General features: G+C 72.0%; 14 protein-coding genes. 9 read left to right on the forward strand and 5 right to left on the reverse strand.

What is annotated here, in order from left to right; translation table 11 throughout:
• Nucleotides 1-9 precede the first annotated feature (9 nt).
• Nucleotides 10-1,464 (forward strand): DUF1501 domain-containing protein, encoded by a 1,455-nt coding sequence (locus IS481_RS16285; RefSeq protein ID WP_232529342.1) that lies wholly within the window; start codon nucleotides 10-12, stop codon nucleotides 1,462-1,464.
• Nucleotides 1,465-1,476: 12 nt separating this feature from the next.
• Here IS481_RS16285 and IS481_RS16290 read toward each other — a convergent pair whose 3' ends face one another.
• The gene (locus IS481_RS16290; RefSeq protein WP_170067436.1) at nucleotides 1,477-2,163 is read right to left on the reverse strand and encodes a lysoplasmalogenase; all 687 of its coding nucleotides are present in this window, start codon (nucleotides 2,161-2,163) and stop codon (nucleotides 1,477-1,479) included.
• Nucleotides 2,164-2,253: 90 nt separating this feature from the next.
• The gene (locus IS481_RS16295) at nucleotides 2,254-4,305 is read right to left on the reverse strand and encodes an ATP-dependent helicase (protein WP_104356222.1); all 2,052 of its coding nucleotides are present in this window, start codon (nucleotides 4,303-4,305) and stop codon (nucleotides 2,254-2,256) included.
• 266 nt (nucleotides 4,306-4,571) lie between these two features.
• On the opposite strand from IS481_RS16295, the gene IS481_RS16300 reads away from it, so the two are divergent.
• From IS481_RS16300 to IS481_RS16315, 4 genes are all read left to right on the forward strand, one after another.
• Complete coding sequence (locus IS481_RS16300; RefSeq protein WP_104356223.1) at nucleotides 4,572-5,531, forward strand: AEC family transporter; 960 nt, start codon at nucleotides 4,572-4,574, stop codon at nucleotides 5,529-5,531.
• Between the two features lie 250 nt (nucleotides 5,532-5,781).
• Nucleotides 5,782-8,007, forward strand: a complete 2,226-nt coding sequence (gene katG, locus IS481_RS16305; RefSeq protein WP_104356224.1) for a catalase/peroxidase HPI — start codon at nucleotides 5,782-5,784, stop codon at nucleotides 8,005-8,007.
• 457 nt (nucleotides 8,008-8,464) lie between these two features.
• Nucleotides 8,465-10,171 carry a 2-isopropylmalate synthase gene (gene leuA, locus IS481_RS16310; protein ID WP_104356225.1) on the forward strand — a complete coding sequence of 569 codons (1,707 nt, stop codon included), beginning with the start codon at nucleotides 8,465-8,467 and terminating at the stop codon, nucleotides 10,169-10,171.
• A gap of 11 nt (nucleotides 10,172-10,182) precedes the next feature.
• Entirely contained in the window at nucleotides 10,183-10,617 is a 435-nt protein-coding gene (locus IS481_RS16315; protein WP_165908666.1) for a transposase family protein, read from the forward strand.
• Nucleotides 10,618-10,648: 31 nt separating this feature from the next.
• Here IS481_RS16315 and IS481_RS16320 read toward each other — a convergent pair whose 3' ends face one another.
• The 3 genes from IS481_RS16320 to hemE all read right to left on the reverse strand — a co-directional run bounded on the left by IS481_RS16320 (nucleotide 10,649) and on the right by hemE (nucleotide 15,557).
• Complete coding sequence (locus tag IS481_RS16320; protein WP_132764674.1) at nucleotides 10,649-11,911, reverse strand: zinc ribbon domain-containing protein; 1,263 nt, start codon at nucleotides 11,909-11,911, stop codon at nucleotides 10,649-10,651.
• Between the two features lie 81 nt (nucleotides 11,912-11,992).
• Nucleotides 11,993-14,023, reverse strand: a complete 2,031-nt coding sequence (locus IS481_RS16325) for a primosomal protein N' (protein WP_104356228.1) — start codon at nucleotides 14,021-14,023, stop codon at nucleotides 11,993-11,995.
• 445 nt (nucleotides 14,024-14,468) lie between these two features.
• Nucleotides 14,469-15,557 (reverse strand): uroporphyrinogen decarboxylase, encoded by a 1,089-nt coding sequence (hemE, locus tag IS481_RS16330; protein WP_104356229.1) that lies wholly within the window; start codon nucleotides 15,555-15,557, stop codon nucleotides 14,469-14,471.
• 40 nt (nucleotides 15,558-15,597) lie between these two features.
• Here hemE and creB point away from each other — a divergent pair, with 40 nt between their 5' ends.
• The 4 genes from creB to IS481_RS16350 all read left to right on the forward strand — a co-directional run bounded on the left by creB (nucleotide 15,598) and on the right by IS481_RS16350 (nucleotide 19,392).
• Nucleotides 15,598-16,317 carry a two-component system response regulator CreB gene (gene creB / locus IS481_RS16335; protein ID WP_132764679.1) on the forward strand — a complete coding sequence of 240 codons (720 nt, stop codon included), beginning with the start codon at nucleotides 15,598-15,600 and terminating at the stop codon, nucleotides 16,315-16,317.
• Nucleotides 16,314-17,747, forward strand: coding sequence for a two-component system sensor histidine kinase CreC (gene creC, locus IS481_RS16340; RefSeq protein ID WP_104356230.1), 1,434 nt, complete (start codon nucleotides 16,314-16,316; stop codon nucleotides 17,745-17,747). The genes creB and creC overlap by 4 nt, the downstream gene beginning before the upstream one ends.
• A 131-nt stretch (nucleotides 17,748-17,878) precedes the next feature.
• On the forward strand, nucleotides 17,879-18,100 hold the full coding sequence (locus IS481_RS16345) for a hypothetical protein (RefSeq protein ID WP_104356231.1): 222 nt from the start codon (nucleotides 17,879-17,881) through the stop codon (nucleotides 18,098-18,100).
• A complete protein-coding gene (locus IS481_RS16350; protein ID WP_104356232.1) occupies nucleotides 18,097-19,392 on the forward strand; it encodes a biosynthetic peptidoglycan transglycosylase in 1,296 nt (431 codons plus the stop codon). Before IS481_RS16345 ends, IS481_RS16350 begins: the two co-directional genes overlap by 4 nt.
• Nucleotides 19,393-19,451: the final 59 nt, after the last annotated feature.

Below are 19,451 nucleotides of genomic sequence, written 5' to 3' on the forward strand. Positions count from 1 at the left end.
GCCCAGACGATGAGCAAGCCCCTGTCTTCCCCCGCCCCCGGGCTGGCGATGAACCGGCGCCGCTGGCTGCAGTGCGCCGGCAGCACGCTGGCCTCGGCCTTCGGCGTGACCAGCCTGACGAGCCTGATGATCGCGCCCAGCGCCGCGCAGACCGCGGACTACCGCGCGCTGGTGTGCGTGTTCCTGTACGGAGGCAACGACGGCATGAACACCATCGTGCCGCTCGACACCACGCGCTACAACCAGTACGCCGGCGTGCGCGGCGCGCTGGCCCTGCCGCAGTCGGCCCTGCTGCGCCTGAGCGGCACCGACTACGGCCTGCACCCGGCACTGTCGGCGCTGGCCGACGCCTGGAACGAAGGCGCGCTGGCGCCGGTGTTCAACGTCGGCCCGCTGTACCGGCCGCTGACCAAGAGCGAGTACCGGTCCGCGCCCGCCTCCTCGCCGCTGATCCCGGACAACCTGTTCTCGCATTCGGACCAGCAGGTGCTGTGGGAAAGCGCCACCACACACGCGCACACCCGCACCGGCTGGGGCGGACGTGCGGCGGCGGTGCTGGGCACCACCAACCCGGTGATCTCGGTGGGCGGCAACAGCCGCTTCGGGCTGTCGGAGCTGCAGGCGCCGCTGGTGCTGCCGGGCCCCGGCGCCACCTTCGGCATCGAGGGGCTGGGCGACCTGAGCTGGGCGCCGATCGCGGCGCGCAAGACGGCGCTCGAGGCGCTGTACGCCGATGGCCACCAGAACAAGCTGCTCGATGCCTACGCGCGCCAGCAGCGCGACGCCTTCGCGACCGCGAACCGCCTGGGCGCGCTGGTCAAGACCCAGCCGGGCGACGTCAACGCCCCGGCGGCGCTCACGCAGGCGTTTGCCCCGCTGATCGCCGACGGCAAGGTCAGCACCGGCATTGGCCAGCAGCTGTACCAGATCGCCAAGCTGATCCACGGCAACGCCACCGTGCAGGGCAGCCGACAGATCTTCTTCGCGCAGCTGGGCGGCTTCGACACCCACGGCAACCAGGTCAGCAGCGGCAACCCGCAGCAGGGCCAGCATGCCGCGCTGCTGCAGCAACTGGGCGACGCGCTGGCGTGCTTCCACAACGCGATGAAGGCGATCGGCCGCGCCGACCAGGTGACGCTGTTCACGCAGAGCGATTTCGGCCGCACCTTCAAGCCCAACAACAGCACCGGCACCGACCACGCCTGGGGCAACCACCACCTGGTGCTGGGCGGCGCGGTCAAGGGCCGCACCACCTACGGCACCTACCCGACGCTGGTGCTGGGCGGGCCGGACGACGTGGGCCTGCACGAATGGGAGCAGCACGGCCGCTGGATCCCGACCACCAGCGTGGACCAGTACGCCGCGACGCTGCTGCGCTGGTTCGGCGCCAGCGACGCCCAGCTCGACGCGATCCTGCCCAACCTCGTCAACTTCGGCAGCCAGCGGGTGCTGGGCTTCCTGTAGCGGCAGTGCGCCTCAGCCGGCCGCGCGGGGGCGCAGCGCCGAGGCGATGCACCACTGCGCGCTCCAGTAGGTCGACAGCACCCACAGCGAGGCCAGCGGCAGCGGCTCGGCGAACTTGTTGAACGCCAGCAGCGTGTCCGATGCAAGGAACAGCGCGCCGCCGACCGCGGCCAGCCCCGCCCCGCGGCGGCCGCTGCCGGGCGGGCAGGTCCACCACCAGGCGGCCGCCTGCGCGGCCATCGCCGCCAGGCACACGACGTAGGCCAGCACCGGCAGCCGCAGTCCCGCCGGCACGTGCGGCCACAGCTGCGACAGGATCGCCGCCGACACCACCGCGTAGGTGGCGAACGCCGACGGGGAAGCGCCAAACCGCGTCGTGGCCGTGAACGCGGCGACGTAGCACAGGTGCGCGATCAGGAAGGACACCAGCCCGAAGATGAAGCCGGACTGCGGCCACAGCAGCGCCACGTCGCCGGCCAGCGACCATGCCAGCCCGGCCAGCACCCAGCGCCGGCGCCGCGGCACGTCCCCCGCTCGGGTCGCGGCGTAGGCGATCACCAGCAGCGTGGTCAGCGGCTTGAAGACCCACGGCAGCCACCCGGGCCCCGGCCCGCCGCTGCCGCCGGCGATGGTCAGCGCGGCGCTGACGACGACGGCAAGGAGCAACCAGCGGGGGTCGGGCGAGAGGGTCCGGGGCATGCGGCACGAGCGACGGTGGTGAAGCTGCCCGCGTTCTAGCATCTTCGAGCCCGGCCCGGCAGGGCAGGAACCCGGAGCCCGCCTTGCGCGCTACGCCGCCTTGGACTGCGCCGCGCGCCGTGCGAACTCGGCGCGCAGCGCCTTGAGCTTCTCGCGCGGGTCTTCCTTCATGGTCTTCTCGTCGAGCTTCATCTCGGCGATGAAGCGGCTCGGGATGCCCTGCACGTACTCGCGGCCCTTCTTGCGGCGCCGCAGCGTGCTGACCACGAGGGTCTGGCGCGCGCGGGTGATGCCCACGTACATCAGGCGACGCTCCTCCTCCAGGCGCTGCGGCGTCATCTCCTCGTCCTCGCTCTTGAAGGGCAGCAGCCCCTCGTTGACGCCGACCAGCACCACGTGCGGCCACTCCAGCCCCTTGGAGGCGTGCAGCGTCGACAGCGTCACGACGTTGCTGTCGCCGCCGCGCTCGGCCAGGCTCAGGATCACCGAGATCGACTGCGCGACCTCGAGGATGCTCTTGCGCTCGGTCTCCTCGGTGATGCCGCCCTCGGTCTCGAGCTGCCCGCCGCAGCGGCGCGCGACCCAGTCGATGAAGTCCAGCACGTTCTGCCAGCGGTTGGCGGCGATCTTCTCGTTGTCCTCGCCGTCGTAGAGGTGCTGCTCGTAGCCGATCTCCTTGAGCCACTCGAGCAGCACCGGCTTGGCCGCCTCGGCACCCAGGGTGTGGCGGAAGCGGTACTCGAGGTCGTTCACGTAGCGGCCGAACTCGTGCAGCGAGCCGATCGCGCGCGCGCTCACCGCGGTGGACAGCGAATCGGCGAACAGCGCCTCGAACAGGCTGACCTTCCACTTCGCGGCGAACTCGCCCAGGTTGGCCAGCGTCTGGTGCCCGATGCCGCGCTTGGGCGTGGTCACCGCGCGCAGGAACGCCGGGTCGTCGTCGTTGTTGACCAGCAGCCGCAGCCAGGCGCACAGGTCCTTGATCTCGGCGCGGTCGAAGAAGCTCTGCCCGCCCGACACCTTGTACGGGATCTGCGCCTTGCGCAGCGCCTGCTCCAGCACGCGGGCCTGGTGGTTGGCGCGGTAGAGGATCGCGAAGTCGCTCCACTCGGCCGGCGCCTGCGTGGTCGCGCCGGCGCGGATCGACTGGATGCGCGCCACCGCGCGCTCGGCCTCGTGCTCCTCGTTGTCGCACTCCATCACGCGCACCGGCTCGCCGTCGCCGTACTCGCTCCACAGCTTCTTCTCGAACAGCTTGGGATTGGCGGCGATGACGTTGTTGGCCGCGCGCAGGATGTTGCCGGTGGAGCGGTAGTTCTGCTCCAGCGGGATGATCTTGAGCTGCGGGAAGTCCTGCGGCAGGCGCTTGAGGTTCTCGATGGTCGCGCCGCGCCAGCCGTAGATCGACTGGTCGTCGTCGCCCACCGCGGTGAACATGCCGCGCTCGCCGACCAGCGCCTTGAGCAGCTCGTACTGCACCGCGTTGGTGTCCTGGTACTCGTCGACGAGGACGTAGCGCAGCGTGTCCTGCCACTTCGCGCGCGCCTCGGCGTCGCGCTGCAGCAGCTTCAGCGGCAGGCCGATCAGGTCGTCGAAGTCCACCGCCTGGTAGGCCAGCAGCCGTTCCTCGTACAGCTTCATCACCCGCGCGGCGACGCGCTCGTCGTCGTCCCGCGCCGCGGCCTCGGCCTGCTCGCTGGTCAGGCCCTGGTTCTTCCACAGGCTGATGGCCCATTGCCAGCGCCGCGCCAGCGCGGCGTCGGTGGTGCCGCCCGCATCGCGCAGGATGGACAGCACGTCGTCGCTGTCGAGGATGGAGAACTGCGGCTTCAGCCCCAGCCGCTGGCCGTCCTCGCGCAGCAGGCGCACGCCCAGCGAGTGGAAGGTGCTGATGACCAGGTGCTTGGCCGCACGCGGGCCGACCAGGTCCTTGGCGCGCTCGCGCATTTCCTCGGCGGCCTTGTTCGTGAAAGTGATGGCCGCGATCTGCCCCGGCGCGTAGCCGGCCTGCAGCAGCCGCGCGATCTTGTGCGTGATCACGCGGGTCTTGCCCGAGCCCGCGCCGGCCAGGACGAGGCAGGGCCCCTGCAGGTAGTGGACGGCTTCGAGCTGGGCAGGATTGAGCGTGGCTGGTGCGGACACGGAAGCGGGAACGGAAAGCTCAGGGAACGGCAACGCGGGCCGGCGGCGAGGCCGCCGGTTGCGGTTCGGTCAGGGAAGGCCGGCCGCGCGGTGCCTCACGCACCGGCGGCCGGCAAGCGCGCCATCATAGCCAAGCCGCCCGCACCCGCTGGCGGGCGGGGCGTGACGCGCTGCACGGCCGGGCCATGCCGGGCGTGGCGCGCGCGTGACATGTTCAGCCTTCGTTCAGGCAGGCCCGGCGCGCGCCTTGCGATACTCGCGCCCGCATGCAGGCGATTTTCCAGGTCACCTTCCCCTTCTTCGCGCTGGTCCTGTGCGGCTACCTCGCCGCGCAACGGCGCGTGCTGCCGAAAGCGGCCATCCCCGGGCTGAACGCCTACGTGCTGTTCTTCGCGCTGCCGTGCATGCTGTTTCGCTTCGGCGCCAACACGCCGATCGCCGAGCTGCTCAACCCGGTGTGGCTGGCGCTGTACGGCGGCTGCGCGGTGCTGGTCGTCGCACTGACCATCTGGCAGTCGCGCGCGCTGGGGCTGGGCCTGAAGGACGCGTCCTTCGGCGCGCTGGTGGCGGCCTTCCCGAACACCGGCTTCATGGGCGTGCCGCTGCTGGTGGCGCTGATGGGCGAGCGCGCGGCCGGCGCGGTGATCATGACGATGCTGGTCGACATGGTGCTCACCAGCTCGCTGTGCCTGGCGCTGGCGCAAAGCGAGGGCGCGGGCAACGGGCGCCAGGGCCTGCGGCAGGCCCTGCGCGGCGCGCTGGCCAACCCGCTGCCTTGGTCGATCGGGCTGGGTGCGCTGTTCTCCGAGATGCAGTGGACGCTGCCCGGCCCGCTGGACGAGATCGTGCGGATGCTCGCCTCCTCGGCCACGCCGGTGGCGCTGTTCACGATCGGTGCCGTGCTGTGGCGTTCCAACCAGGCCGGCAGCCGGCGCACGCCGCTCAGGCATTTCGCGCCGGTGGTGGCGATCAAGCTGCTGGTGCACCCGCTGCTGGTGTTCGGCATGGGCTGGCTGTTCATCCAGGCCGGCGCCCCGCTGGAACGCTTCGCGCTGGCCGTGCTGGTGCTGGCCGCTGCCCTGCCCTCGGCGAGCAACGTCTCGCTGCTGGCGGAACGCTACGGCGCCGACAACGGGCGCGTCGCCCGCATCATCCTCTGGACCACCGCGCTGGCCTTCCTCAGCTTCTCGTTCGCGGTGCGCCTGTTCCACGCCCAGCCGGCCTGAGCCGGCGTTCGCGCCTGGCCCGCCGGCCGCGTCGGGCCACACGATAAATCCTATCGACAGGATAAATGTAATTGCCTTTACGTAAACGACGGAAGCTCCTAACCTGCTGACACCGGCCGCCGTGGTCATTCGCAACAGGAGCAACGCCGTGATCGACACCCTGCTCGACATCCTGGCGCATCTCGCTGCCACGCACTGATCCGACGCCCGCAACGCAGCCCCCTCGACCCACCGACGAAGAGAGCCCCGCATGTCGAACGAATCCAAATGCCCCTTCCATCACGGCGCCGCCACCCGTGGCACCACGAACCGGGACTGGTGGCCCCACCAGCTGCGCCTGGAGCTGCTGCGCCAGCATTCCGAGAAGTCCAATCCGCTAGGCCGTGACTTCAACTACCGCGAGGAGTTCCGGAAGCTGGACTACTACGCGCTGAAGAAGGACCTGCTGGACCTGATGACCGATTCGCAGGACTGGTGGCCGGCCGACTTCGGCAGCTACGTGGGCCTGATGATCCGCATGGCCTGGCACAGCGCCGGCACCTACCGCGTCGGTGACGGCCGCGGCGGCGGCGGCCGTGGCCAGCAGCGCTTCGCCCCGCTCAACTCCTGGCCCGACAACGTCAGCCTGGACAAGGCCCGCCGCCTGCTGTGGCCGGTCAAGCAGAAGTACGGGCAGAAGATCTCCTGGGCCGACCTGATGATCCTGACCGGCAACGTCGCCCTGGAGCACGCCGGCTTCCGCACCTTCGGCTTCGGCGCCGGCCGCGAGGACACCTGGGAACCCGACGAGGACGTGTACTGGGGCCGCGAGCGCACCTGGCTGGGCGGCGACGAGCGCTACGCCCGCGGATCGGAGGGCGTGCCCAAGCCCGAGGGCGAGAGCGTGCTGGTGTCCGAGGACGACGCCGACGGCAAGGTCCACAGCCGCAAGCTGGAGAACCCGCTGGCCGCAGTGCAGATGGGCCTGATCTACGTCAATCCGGAAGGCCCGGACGGCAACCCCGACCCGGTGCTGGCCGCGCACGACATCCGCGAGACGTTCAAGCGCATGGGCATGGACGACGAGGAGACCGTGGCCCTGATCGCCGGCGGCCACACCCTCGGCAAGACCCACGGCGCCGGCCCTGCCGGCCACGTCGGCCCCGACCCGGAAGCCGCGGACCTGGAGATGCAGGGCCTGGGCTGGGCCAACAGCTTCGGCACCGGCAAGGGCGCCGACACCATCACCTCCGGCCTGGAGGTGACCTGGACCAGCACGCCGGCGCAGTGGAGCAACGACTTCTTCAAGCACCTGTTCGACTTCGAGTGGGAGCTGACCAGGTCGCCGGCCGGTGCGCACCAGTGGGTGGCCAAGGACGCCGAGGCGTTCATCCCCGGCCCGACACCGGATTCCCCCAGGCGCCGCCCGACCATGCTCACCACCGACCTGGCGCTGCGCTTCGACCCGGTCTACGGGAAGATCTCGCGCCGCTTCCGCGACGATCCGCAGGCCTTCGCCAACGCCTTCGCCCGCGCCTGGTTCAAGCTGACCCACCGCGACATGGGCCCGAAGTCGCGCTACCTCGGTCCCGAGGTGCCGGCCGAGGACCTGATCTGGCAGGACCCGCTGCCGAAGCCGGTGCACAACCCCACCGCGGCCGACATCGCCGACGCCAGGGCGAAGATCCAGGCCCTGGGCCTGCCGGTGGGCGACCTGGTGACCCTGGCCTGGGCCTCGGCCTCCACCTTCCGCGGCGGCGACAAGCGCGGCGGCGCCAACGGCGCGCGCATCCGCCTGCAGCCGCAGCGCGGCTGGCAGGTCAACCAGCGCGCGGTCAAGGCGCTGGAGGCGCTGGAGCGGCTGCAGCCGGACACCGCCCTGTCGCTGGCCGACCTGATCGTGCTGGCCGGCGGCGTGGCGATCGAGCAGGCGGCCAGGGACGCCGGCTTCCACGTCGAGGTGCCGTTCGCGCCGGGCCGTGTGGACGCCCTCCAGGAGCAGACCGACGTGGAATCCTTCGGCTACCTGGAGCCGTTCGCCGACGGCTTCCGCAACTACCTCAAGGCGCCTTCGGCGGTGCCGGCCGAGCACCTGCTGGTAGACAAGGCCCAGCTGCTGACCCTGACCGCGCCGGAGATGACCGTGCTCGTCGGCGGCATGCGCGCCCTGGACGCCAGCTGGGACGGCAGCCGCCACGGCGTGTTCACCGACCGCCCGGGCGTGCTGACCACCGACTACTTCGTCAACCTGCTGGACATGGCCTACGAGTGGAAGGCCACCTCGGAGGAGCGCCAGCTGTACGAGGTGCGCGAGCGCCGGGGCGGCGCGGTGAAGTGGACCGCCACGCGCGTGGACCTGGTGTTCGGCTCCAACTCGGTGCTGCGCGCCCTGTCCGAGGTCTACGCCAGCACCGACGGCGCGGAGAAGTTCGTCCGGGACTTCGTCGCCGCCTGGACCAAGGTGATGAACCTGGACCGCTTCGACCTGCGCGCCTGAGTGCGGAGGGCGCACCGCATCGCGACCTTGGCACGTGCGGTGCGCCATCCTGCATTGACAAACCCGCCGAAGAGGCGAACACTGGAGCCCATGATGACCGTCCTGACCCTCAGCCTCCTGCTAGGCCTGCTAGCCACCTCCGTGCTGGCCGGCATGGGTCGCCTGCGGTCGTCCGCCCAACTTCGCCCCGTCCGGGTGCGTCGTTAACCGAACCGAAGCGAATTCCCCCTGAAACGGCCAGCGCCTCCCCGCTGGCCGTTTTGCTTTGCGGCCCCGGTTCTTCTCCCGACCTCCGACACCATGACTGCGACGGACGTGTGCTTGCTGCGACTACCGATCCATGGCCCGGCCCTGAACCCGTGGCCGCCGGGCCATGCCTGCGAGGCCGCCGCCGCGCCTGCATCGCGCGTGCGTTCCTGAACCGCATCGACACCGACAGAACCAGCAACACACGACCATGTTGAAAGATCCCAGCCGCAAGTACCGCGCCTTCCCTCCCGTCGGCCTGAAGGACCGCACCTGGCCCGACCGCGTCATCACCCGCCCGCCGGTCTGGATGAGCACCGACCTGCGCGACGGCAACCAGGCGCTGTTCGAGCCGATGAACGTGGCCACCAAGATGCGCCTGTTCGAGACCATCGTGCGCGTGGGCGTCAAGGAGATCGAGGTCGGCTTCCCCTCGGCCTCGCAGATCGACTACGACTTCGTGCGCAAGCTGATCGAGGAAGACCGCATCCCCGAGGACGTCACGATCGAGGTGCTGACCCAGGCACGCGAGGACCTGATCGCGCGCACCTTCGAGTCGCTGCGCGGCGCGCGGCGCGCGATCGTGCACATGTACAACGCCACCGCGCCGGCCTTTCGCCGCATCGTCTTCAACATGACGCCCGACCAGGTGCGCGAGCTCGCGGTGCGCAACGCCCGCCTGATCAAGGAACATGCGGCGCGCCAGCCCGAGACCGAGTGGGTGTTCCAGTACAGCCCCGAGGTGTTCAGCGGCACCGAGCTGCCGGTGGCCAAGGACGTGGTCGACGCGGTGATGGACGTGTGGCAGCCCACGCCCGAGCGCAAGGCCATCGTGAACCTGCCGGCCACGGTGGAGATGAGCACGCCCAACATCTACGCCGACCAGGTCGAGTGGATGCACCGCCACCTCAAGCGCCGCGACAGCATCGTGCTGAGCGTGCACCCGCACAACGACCGCGGCACGGCCGTGGCGGCTGCGGAACTCGCGGTGATGGCCGGCGCCGACCGCGTCGAGGGCTGCCTGTTCGGCAACGGCGAGCGCACCGGCAACGTGGACCTGGTGACGCTGGCGCTCAACCTCTACAGCCAGGGCGTGCACCCGGGGCTGGACTTCTCCGACATCAACGCGGTCGCGCGCACCGTCGAGGAATGCACCCAGCTGCCCATCCACCCGCGCCATCCGTACGTCGGCGACCTGGTGTTCACCGCCTTCTCGGGCTCGCACCAGGACGCGATCAGGAAGGGCATGGCGGCGCAGCGGGCGGATGCGTACTGGGAAGTGCCCTACCTGCCGATCGACCCGGCGGACGTGGGCCGCACCTACGACTCCATCGTGCGGGTCAACAGCCAGTCCGGCAAGGGCGGCATCGCCTTCCTGCTCGAGACCGGCTACGGGCTGGTGATGCCGCGCCGCCTGCAGGTGGAATTCAGCGCCGCGGTCCAGCGGGTGGCCGATGCCACCGGCACCGAGCTGAGCGCGCAGGCGCTGTGGGAGCTGTTCAGCGAGGAATACCTCGTGCCGCGCGAGCCGCTGCGCTACGTCGCGCACGACAGCCGCGAGCGCGACGGGCATGTGGACGTGCAGCTGACCGTGGAGCTGCGCGGCCAGCGCATGCAGCTGCATGGCCGCGGCAACGGCCCGCTGGATGCGGCGGCGCAGGCGCTGGGCCTGCCGGTGCGCATCGACAGCTACGAGGAGCGCGGGCTGCAGGGCGGCTCCGACGCGAGCGCGGTGGCCTTCGTCGAACTGGCCTGGCCGGGCGAGGCTGGCAGCGCCTACGGCGTCGGCGTGCACACCAGCATCCTGAGCGCGTCGATCCTCGCGCTCGTCAGCGGCCTCAACCGTTGGCATGCCCGTGCGCCGCAGGTCGTCGACGCCGCCTTCGCGGCCTGGACGCAGCGGCCCGCGGCCGCCTGAGGGCGATGGCGATGAACGCCTCGACGACGCCCGCGCCCGGCGCGCTGCCGATCATCGTCGAGACGGTGCACGAGCGCGGCCGGTCGCTGCGCATCGCCGGGCGCGCCGAGGACTGCGCGCCGTCCTGCGGACACTGCGGCCCCGGCACGCGCATGGTGCGCCACGGCCTGTTCACGCGCCAGGTGCGCGACCTGCCGCAGGACGGCCGCCCGACCTGGCTGGCGGTGCGCGTCACGCGCTGGCGCTGCGCGCGCTGCGGGCACACGGCGATGCCCGCCCTGACCGGCATCCCGGGCCGCCGCCGCATGACGCAGCGGCTGATGGCCTGGCTGGTCGACGCCGCTGCAACGCGTTGCGCCGCACAGCTGGCGCGCGAGACCGGGTTGGACGAGAAGACGGTGCGCGAGGTGCTGGGCACGGCCCGGCGCCCCGCCGCGGGCGCCTGAACGGCGACGATCCTCGCGCGGGGGCCGGCGCTCAGCCCTTGAGCTTGTGGCCGCAGCCGCCGCAGAACACGTCGTCCGCCGCCACCGGTGCGTGGCACACCGGGCAGGCCGGTGCGGCCAGCGGGGTGTCGGTGGGCGCCGTCCCGGCCGGCGCCGCGGTGTCGGCCGCGGCCGGCGGCGCGCTGACGATGACCGTGCGGTCCTGCGCAGCCGGCTCGGCCGGTGCGGCCGCCGGCGCCTGCGCCTCGGACGCCCCCGTGCCGGCCGCCGCCGACGACGAGGCGTCGCCGGCCTGGCGGGCCTGCTCGGCACGCTGCCGCGCGGCTTCCTGCAGCTCCTGGGCACGGCGGCGCGCTTCCTCGGCCGCCTGCTGCGCCTTCTCGCGGGTGCGCGCCAGTGCCGACTCGAACGCAGCCTCGGCCGCCTCGACGTTCAGCCCGTCGGTGAGCTTCAGGTAGGTCAGGCACAGGCCGTACAGCATCAGCGCCCCGAACACCACGCCGACCACGGCCCAGACGATGCCGCTGCCGATGAACATGCCGTACACCCGCCCGCCGGACATCAGCTGGCCGTAGTCGCCCATCATGTCCCTCATCCCCATGCCCATCGGCACCTCGCCCAGGATGCCCGTGGCCATCCCCACGGTGGTGAAGAAGGCCATGCCGATGAAGCCGCCCAGCAGCGTCACGACCAGGCCGACGACGAGGCACAGCAGCAGCAGTTGCAGGAAGGCCTCGAGCGGGCGCTGCGAGATCACCGCCCACAGCTGCGCCAGGGCGCGCTTGAGCGTGTGCCCTTCGAACAGCGCCGGCGCCGACAGGCACCACGTCACGTAGATGCCCAGGAAGACGATCACGCCGCTGAAGGTGAGCACGGGCATCACGACGATCAGCAGCAGGCCGCCCAGGCCGGGGATGCGGCACAGGTAGAGCAGCAAGCCGGCGACGAGGGCCCAGGCCAGCCCCACCGCGCCCAGGATCAGCAGCAGCCCCAGCATGCGCAGCACCACCAGCGGGCTGGCCTGGAAGGCCGGCAGCGTGGCCGACACCGGCCGGCCCTGCGCCTGGTCCATGAACTGGCGCCCGGCGGTCACGGCGCCGAGCAGCAGCACCACGTAGCCGGCCAGCATGAACAGCGCGGCCAGCACCGGCACGCCGGACGCGACGCCGATGCCCGACAGCACCGCCGCGCCGACGCAGGAGCACAGCAGCGTCAGCAGCGCGGCACGGTTGCGCAAGGCGTCGCCGATGTGCATCAGGCTGTGCGCCGCGTTCGAGGGGAATTGGAATGACATGGAGGACTCCCGTGATCCGACGCGGGCAACGATACCGTGTCGGGCCTGCCGGTCAAGTCGGCCCGGCCGGCGGCCGCCGCCTCAGATCGCCAGCGGATCGACGTCGATCGCCCAGCGCAGCAGGCCCTTGTGCGCGCCGCGCAGCCCATGCAGCTCGGGCAGCCAGGCCGACAGCAGGCGCTGCAAGGCCGGGCGCGACGCCGCCTCGAGCAGCATCTGCGCGCGCTCGACGTTGGCCACGCGCGCGATGCTCATCGGCACCGGCGGATACAGCGTGACCCCGGCCGCGGCCGCGCCGAGCTCGTCGGCCACCCGGGCCGCGTCCTGCAGCCAGGCCTGCGCCGCCTCCTGGGTGCGCGCCTCGGCGCGCAGCAGCGCCAGGTGCGCATGCGGCGGCAGGCCCGCCATCTCGCGCTCGCCCAGGGTCTCGGCGGCGAAGGCCTCGTAGTCGTGCGCGCGCAGCGCCGCATACAGCGGGTGGGTCGGGTGCCAGGTCTGGATCAGCATCTCGCTGCGCCCGGCCTGGGCCGCGTCGCGCCCGGCACGGCCCGCGGCCTGCATCAGCAGCGCGAACAGGCGCTCGCCGGCACGGAAGTCGCTGCTGAACAGCGCGGCGTCCGGGTTGACCGCGGCGACCAGCGTGACGCGCCGGAAGTCGTGCCCCTTGGCCACCATCTGCGTGCCGACCAGCACGTCGACCTCGCCGGCATGCACGCTGGCGAGCTGGCTCTCCAGCGTGCCCTTGAGCCGCGTGGTGTCGGCGTCGATGCGCGCCACCCGCGCACCGGGCAGGCTGACCGCGAGCTGCTCCTCCAGCCGCTCGGTGCCGCGGCCCAGCGGCTGGATGTCCGGGTTGCCGCATTCCGGGCAGGCGCGCGGCACGCGCTCGGTGTAGCCGCAGTGGTGGCAGCGCAGCGTGCGGTCGCTGCGGTGGAACACCCGCCAGGCGCTGCAGTGCGGGCAGCCGCTCTTCCAGGCGCATTCCAGGCACTGCAGCACCGGCGCATAGCCGCGCCGGTTGAGCAGCACCAGGCTCTGCTCGCCGCGCGCCAGGCGCTGCTGCAGTGCCTCCATCAGCGGCGGCGACAGCGCATGGCTGAACGCGGCCTCCTTGGGCACGTGGTTCATGTCGACCAGCCGCACGCGCGGCAGCGCGCCGCCGCCGATGCGCGTGGGCATCGACAGCTTCAGGTAGCGCCCGCGCTGGGCCTGGTACCAGCTCTCCAGCGAGGGCGTGGCCGAGCCGAGCAGCACCGTGGCACCTTCGAGCTTGCCGCGGTAGACGGCCAGGTCACGCGCCGAGTAGCGCGCGCCTTCCTGGCTCTTGTAGGACGGGTCGTGCTCCTCGTCGACCACCACCAGCCCCAGCCGCGGCAGCGAGGCGAACACCGCCATGCGGGTGCCCAGCACGATGTCGGCGCGCCCCAGGTGCGCGGCCAGCCAGTGGCGCAGTCGCTGCGCCGGCGTCAGGCCGCTGTGCAGCGAGACGATCAGGCGGTCCGGGAAGCGCTCGGCAAAGCGCGCCTCCAGCTGCGGCGTCAGGTTGATCTCGGGCACCAGCACCAGCGCCTGGCGCCCGGCCTGCAGCGCCTGCGCGACCGCGCGCAGGTAGACCTCGGTCTTGCCGCTGCCGGTGCTGCCATGCAGCAGCGCGGTCGGCGCCCCGCCCTGCGCCAGCGCCTCCAGCGCGCGCACCTGCTCCTCGGTGAGTTCAGGCAGCTGCGGCGCCGGCCCGCCGGCCGGGGCCAGCTTGGCCAGCTTCTTCAGGCGCTGCGCCAGCTGCGCGTCGTCGAGCTTGCGCAGCTCGGCCGGCAGCGCGGCGTGCGCCACCTCGCCGACGCTGCGCTGGTAGTAGCCGGCGGCGAACTCGACCAGGCGGCACCAGGACGCCGGCAGCGGCGGCAGCGAGCGCAGCACGCCGGCCACGGGCTTGAGCTCGACGCCGGGCTCCTCCTCCGCGCCGGCCGGCCAGACGATGCCGCACACCGTGCGCCGGCCCAGCGGCACCTGCACCAGCGCGCCGGCCGGCAGCGCCTCGTCGGCCGCGTAGCTCAGCGGCCCGCGCACCGTGCTGTGCTGGGGGGTGTCGACGACGACGGCAACGGTCGGCATGTCCGCTCAGCGGGGGGCCGTGGTGCACCGCAGCGTGGCGGCCCGGGAGGGAGGAGTTAGCACTGTCATTTCTCCCAGTCTCTCAACTTTGCGGCGTAAGCGGTTGATTCGGAAAGGCTTTTGGAGCTATCCACGGAACCTGTGGAAAACTTTGTGGGCAAGCTGCGCAAACGCGCGCTAAATGCTTGTGGCATCAACCTTTGGGTTGGATTGCCGCACCACGACGCAATCCGCGACCCTCAATAAAATCAACAACTTAGCGCACACACCTCGGCTCGTCATGTTGCTTTGCGTCAAGACGGGCGGTGTGAGCCTCCAACGCCGGTTTTGGGGATAAGTCAAGCGGAACAGCGCAGATTTTCGGGTTATCCCCGCTTGCGGAAGCGGTCTGGATACCCCCGCAACACCAGGTTGCGTGCCCGCCCTTGATAGGGCGAGCGGGTGCTCACCGGGCCCGGATCCGGCGCGAGTGCTCGTGCACCGCGTCGACCAGCACCGCGACGTGCTCCGGCGGGGTGAACTGGTTGATCCCGTGCCCCAGGTTGAACACGTGGCCCGCGTGGCTGCCGTCGGGGTTGGCGGGCGCGCCGAAGCTGTCCAGCGTGCGCTCCACCTCGGCGCGGATCTGCTCCGGCGAGGCGAACAGCACCGCCGGGTCCAGGTTGCCCTGCAGCGCCACCCGGTGGCCGACGCGCGCGCGCGCCTGGCCGAGGTTGACGGTCCAGTCCACCCCCACCGCGTCGGTGTCGATCGCGGCAATCGCCTCCAGCCACGGCCCGCCGCCCTTGGTGAACACGATGCGCGGGATGCGCTGGCCGGCATGTTCCTTCTTCAGCTGCTGCAGCACCCGCTGGGTGTAGGCCAGGCTGAAGGTCTGGAACGCGCCATCGGCCAGCACGCCGCCCCAGGAGTCGAAGATCATCACCGCCTGGGCGCCGGCGTCGATCTGGGCGTTCAGGTAGGCCGCCACCGCGTCGGCGTTGACCTGGAGGATGCGGTGCATCAGGTCGGGCCGCTGGTACAACATGGTCTTGACCAGGCGGTAGTCGCTCGAGCTGCCGCCTTCGACCATGTAGCAGGCCAGCGTCCAGGGACTGCCCGAGAAGCCGATCAGCGGCACCCGGCCGCCGAGCGCGCGGCGGATGCTGGTCACCGCGTCGAACACGTACTGCAGCTTCGCCATGTCGGGCACGGCCAGCTGCGCCACCGCCTGCTCGTCGCGCACCGGGTGCGCGAAGCGCGGGCCTTCGCCGGCCGCGAAGCTCAGCCCCAGGCCCATCGCGTCGGGCACCGTGAGGATGTCGCTGAACAGGATGGCCGCATCCAGCGCGTAGCGCTCCAGCGGCTGCAGCGTGACCTCGGTGGCGAAGTCCGGATTCGTCGCCAGCCCCATGAAGCTGCCCGCGCGGGCCCGGGTGGCGTTGTATTCGGGGAGGTAGCGGCCGGCCTGCCGCATCAGCCACACCGGCGTGTACTCGGTCGGCTGGCGCAGCAGCGCGCGCAGGAAAGTGTCGTTCTGGAGCGGGGCAAACATCAGCGGATTATCGCCGGGCGGCCGTATCATCCTGGCAGCCATGCTGCCCGCCAAACCCCGCATCCTGATCGTCGAGGACGAGCCTGGCATCGCCGACACGCTGTCCTACGCGCTGCGCACCGACGGTTTCGAGCCGCTGTGGTGCGCCACCGGCGCTGCCGCGCTGGAGCAGCTGCAGCAGCCGCCGCTGCCGGCGCTGATGCTGCTGGACGTCGGCCTGCCGGACCACAACGGCTTCGAGATCTTCAAGCGCGTGCGCGCGCAGTGGGACCTGCCCATCGTCTTCCTGACCGCACGCAGCGACGAGATCGACCGCGTGGTGGGCCTGGAGCTGGGCGCCGACGACTACGTGGCCAAGCCGTTCTCGCCGCGCGAGCTGGTCGCGCGGGTGCGCACCATCCTGCGCCGCGCCGGCCGCCAGGAACAGCCGCGCGCCCCGGATGCGCCGCCCCCGCCGTTCCAGGTCGACGAGGGGCGCCGGCAGATCCGCTACTACGGCCATGCGCTCGAGCTGTCGCGCTACGAGTACGGGCTGCTCAAGACGCTGGTGGCGCGCCCCGGCCATGTCTACACGCGCGACGCGCTGCTCGAGCTGGTCTGGGACGACCCCGGCGAGAGCCTGGACCGCACCGTCGACGCGCACGTGAAGACGCTGCGCGCCAAGCTGCGCGCGGTCGCCCCGCACCTGGACCCGATACGCACCCACCGCGGCGCCGGCTACGCGCTGGCCGAGGACCTGCCGGCGACGCTGGCCCCGTGAGCAAGCGCAATCGCATCTTCATCGGCATCCTGCTCGTCTACGTGCTGGGCGTCGGCATGCTGATGCTGCGCCTGCTGGAGGACATCGACCCGCGCTACCGCGAGTCGGCCGAGGAATCGCTGGTCGAGACCGCCCACCTGCTCGCCACGCTCGTCGAGCAGTCCGAGCAGGACGGCACGCTGGACGTCTCCGGGCTGGCACCGCTGTTCCGCGAGCTGCAGGCCAGGCGCTTCGAGGCCAGCATCTACGGGTTCCTCAAGACCCGCGTCGAGCTGCGCGCCTACGTGACCGACCGCACCGGGCGCGTGATCTACGACTCGACCGGCCGGCACGAGAACGCCAACTTCCTGCACCTGCGCGACGTGAAGCTGACGCTGGAAGGCCGCTACGGCGCGCGCACCACGCCGGACGTGCCCCGCGACCCGCGCACCGCGGTGATGTACGTGGCCGCGCCGATCCGACTGCACGACGAGATCGTCGGCGTGGTCACGGTCGGCAAGCCGGTGCAGAGCCTGGGCCAGTTCATCGAGGCGGCGCGCCGCAAGACCATCCTCGTGGGCGCGACCTCGGTGGCCGCGGTGCTGGTGCTGGCGGTGATCCTGTCGGTGTGGCTGGTGCGCCCGTTCGGGCTGATCGCCGACTACGCGCGCTACGTGCGCGCCCAGCGCGGCTTCCACCCGCTGCGGCTGGCGCGGCGCGCGGCCGGCATGCTGCGCGCCGCCTACGACGAGATGCGCGACGCGCTGGCCGGGCGCAGCTACGTGGCCGACTACGTGCAGACGCTCACCCACGAGGTCAAGAGCCCGCTGTCGGCGATCCGCGGTGCCTCCGAGCTGCTGCAGGAGCCGATGCCCGAGGCCGACCGCCAGCGCTTCCTCGCCAACATCACGCGCGAGACGCAGCGCGTCCAGGAGCTGGTCGACCGCATGCTCGAGCTCGCCTCGCTGGAGACGCGGCGCCGGCTCGACCAGGTCGCGCCGGTGGCCCTCAAGCCGCTGCTCGAGGAGATCGCGGCCAGCGCGCAGGCCGCCGCCGCCCCGCGCCAGGTGACGGTCGAGCTCGACGGCACGCTGCCGCACGCCGTCGTCGAAGGCGACGCCTTCCTGCTGCGCCGCGCGATCACCAACCTGGTCGACAACGCGATCGACTTCTCCTCGCCCGGGCAGGTGGTGCGGCTCGCGCTGCGCCCGGGGCGCCGCCAGGTGGACGTGGTCGTCACCGACCAGGGCCCGGGCATCCCCGCCTACGCCGAGGGCCGCGTGTTCGAGAAGTTCTATTCGCTGGCGCGCCCACACGGCCGCAAGAAGAGCACCGGGCTGGGCCTGGCCTTCGTCAAGGAAGTGGCCGAGCTGCACGACGGCCGCGCCAGCCTGCACAACGCACCGGAAGGCGGCGCGGTGGCCACGCTGTCGCTGCCGCTCGCGCGCTGAGCCGGCCCGCGCGATTTCACGCCGACTTCACGATCCGTTCGCCCGTGCTTCGAACGGCCTTCGAGCACGAGGGCCATCCTCGTGACCGTCGCGCCCCCACCGCCGGGGCACGCCGCACGAGGAGCCACCGCATGCACGATCGCCAAGCCGCCGCGCGCCAGGGGAACCTGTGGCCCGCGCTCGTCATCGCCACCCTCGCCACGCTCGCATTGGCCACCTGGAACCCGCCGCGCGCCGATGGCCACGCCGCAGCGCCCGTGCGCCCCGGCCTCCCCCCGGTCGGCGACGCGGGCACCGACCGCTTGCCGCTCGCATCCCGCGGCCCGGGCCCTGCCGGGGCGTCCCTGCGATGACGGCGACACGCACGCGACGCTGGCTGCTTCGCATCGGCGCGATGCTGCTGACGCTGGTCGGGCTCACGGTCGCCGCTGCCGCGCTGCTGCTGCGTGCCTGGCAGGCCGGGCCCGACGACTGGGCGGTGACGGTGCGCCTCGGCCCCGTCGAGCGCGCGCTCAGCGTGCCGGCACTGGTCCGCGCGGCCACCCACCCGGTCGGCATGTGGCTGCTCGACGGGCGCCGCTGGCGGACGCGGTTCGGCGAGCTGAGCTGGCAGCGCTACGCCGACGGGCACACCCTCTACGGGCGCTGCGAGCCCTGCACGCTGCACCTGCCGGCGCTGGGCGACACGCCGGTGGCGCTGGAGCGGGTGGCCTGGACGCTGCGCCGCGAGGGCCAGAACCGGTTCCACGGCACGGTGGGCCTGGGCCAGGGCGACCGGATGATCCGCGGCACCTGGCGCGGCGAGCTGTCCGACGCGGCGCTGGCGGTGCAGCTGCACCTGCAGCAGGCGCCAATCGCGCAGTACTACGCGCTGTTCGGCCCCGGCATCCCGGAGCTGCAGCGCGCGCGCATCGACGGCCGCGCGATCGTGCAGCTGCGCGCGCGGCTGCCGGACGGCACGGTGCAGCTATCCACGCAGGTCGACGGCTTCGAGGTCGCCGGGCTGGGCACCGAGGCCCTGCGCACCGCCACCCCGGCATCGCACTGCACCCGCCCCCAACCCGCCGGCGACCCCGGCCCCTGGCTGCCGCAGGCGGTGATCGCCGCCGAGGACCAGCGCTTCCACGAACATCGCGGCTACGACCCGGTCGAGATGGCGGCCGCCTGGCGGCGCAACCAGCGCGACGGCGCACCGACGCGCGGGGCCAGCACGCTGACGCAGCAGCTGGCCAAGCTGGCCTACACCGGCAGCGACCGCAGCCACGTGCGCAAGCTGCGCGAGCTGCTCTACGCGGTCGAGATGGAGCGCACGCTCGGCAAGGCGCGCATCCTGGAGCTGTACCTGTCGCTCGCCCCCTGGGGCGAGGGCACCTGCGGCGCCGAGGCGGCAGCACGCCACCTGCTCGGCAAGCCGGCGCGGCAGCTCACGCCGCTGGAAGCCGCGTGGCTCGCGAGCCTGCTGCGCAGCCCCGATGCGCAGCTGGCGCGCTGGCGTGCCGCAGGCGAGGTCGACCGTGCCGCGCTCGCCCGGATCGTGGGCGGCATGCGCGGGCTGACGTCCGCGCAGCGACGCCCGCTGAAGGACCGCCTGGCGCACTGGCAGCCGGCGGCGCCGGCCGCCTCCGGCACCCCGGCCGGGATGTAGCCGCCGCCCCGTCCTTTTGCGTTTTCTCCGGTCGAAGCCGGCGGGTGCCGGCACAATGG

It is taken from the genome of Caldimonas thermodepolymerans (assembly GCF_015476235.1).
Taxonomy (GTDB): domain Bacteria; phylum Pseudomonadota; class Gammaproteobacteria; order Burkholderiales; family Burkholderiaceae_C; genus Caldimonas; species Caldimonas thermodepolymerans.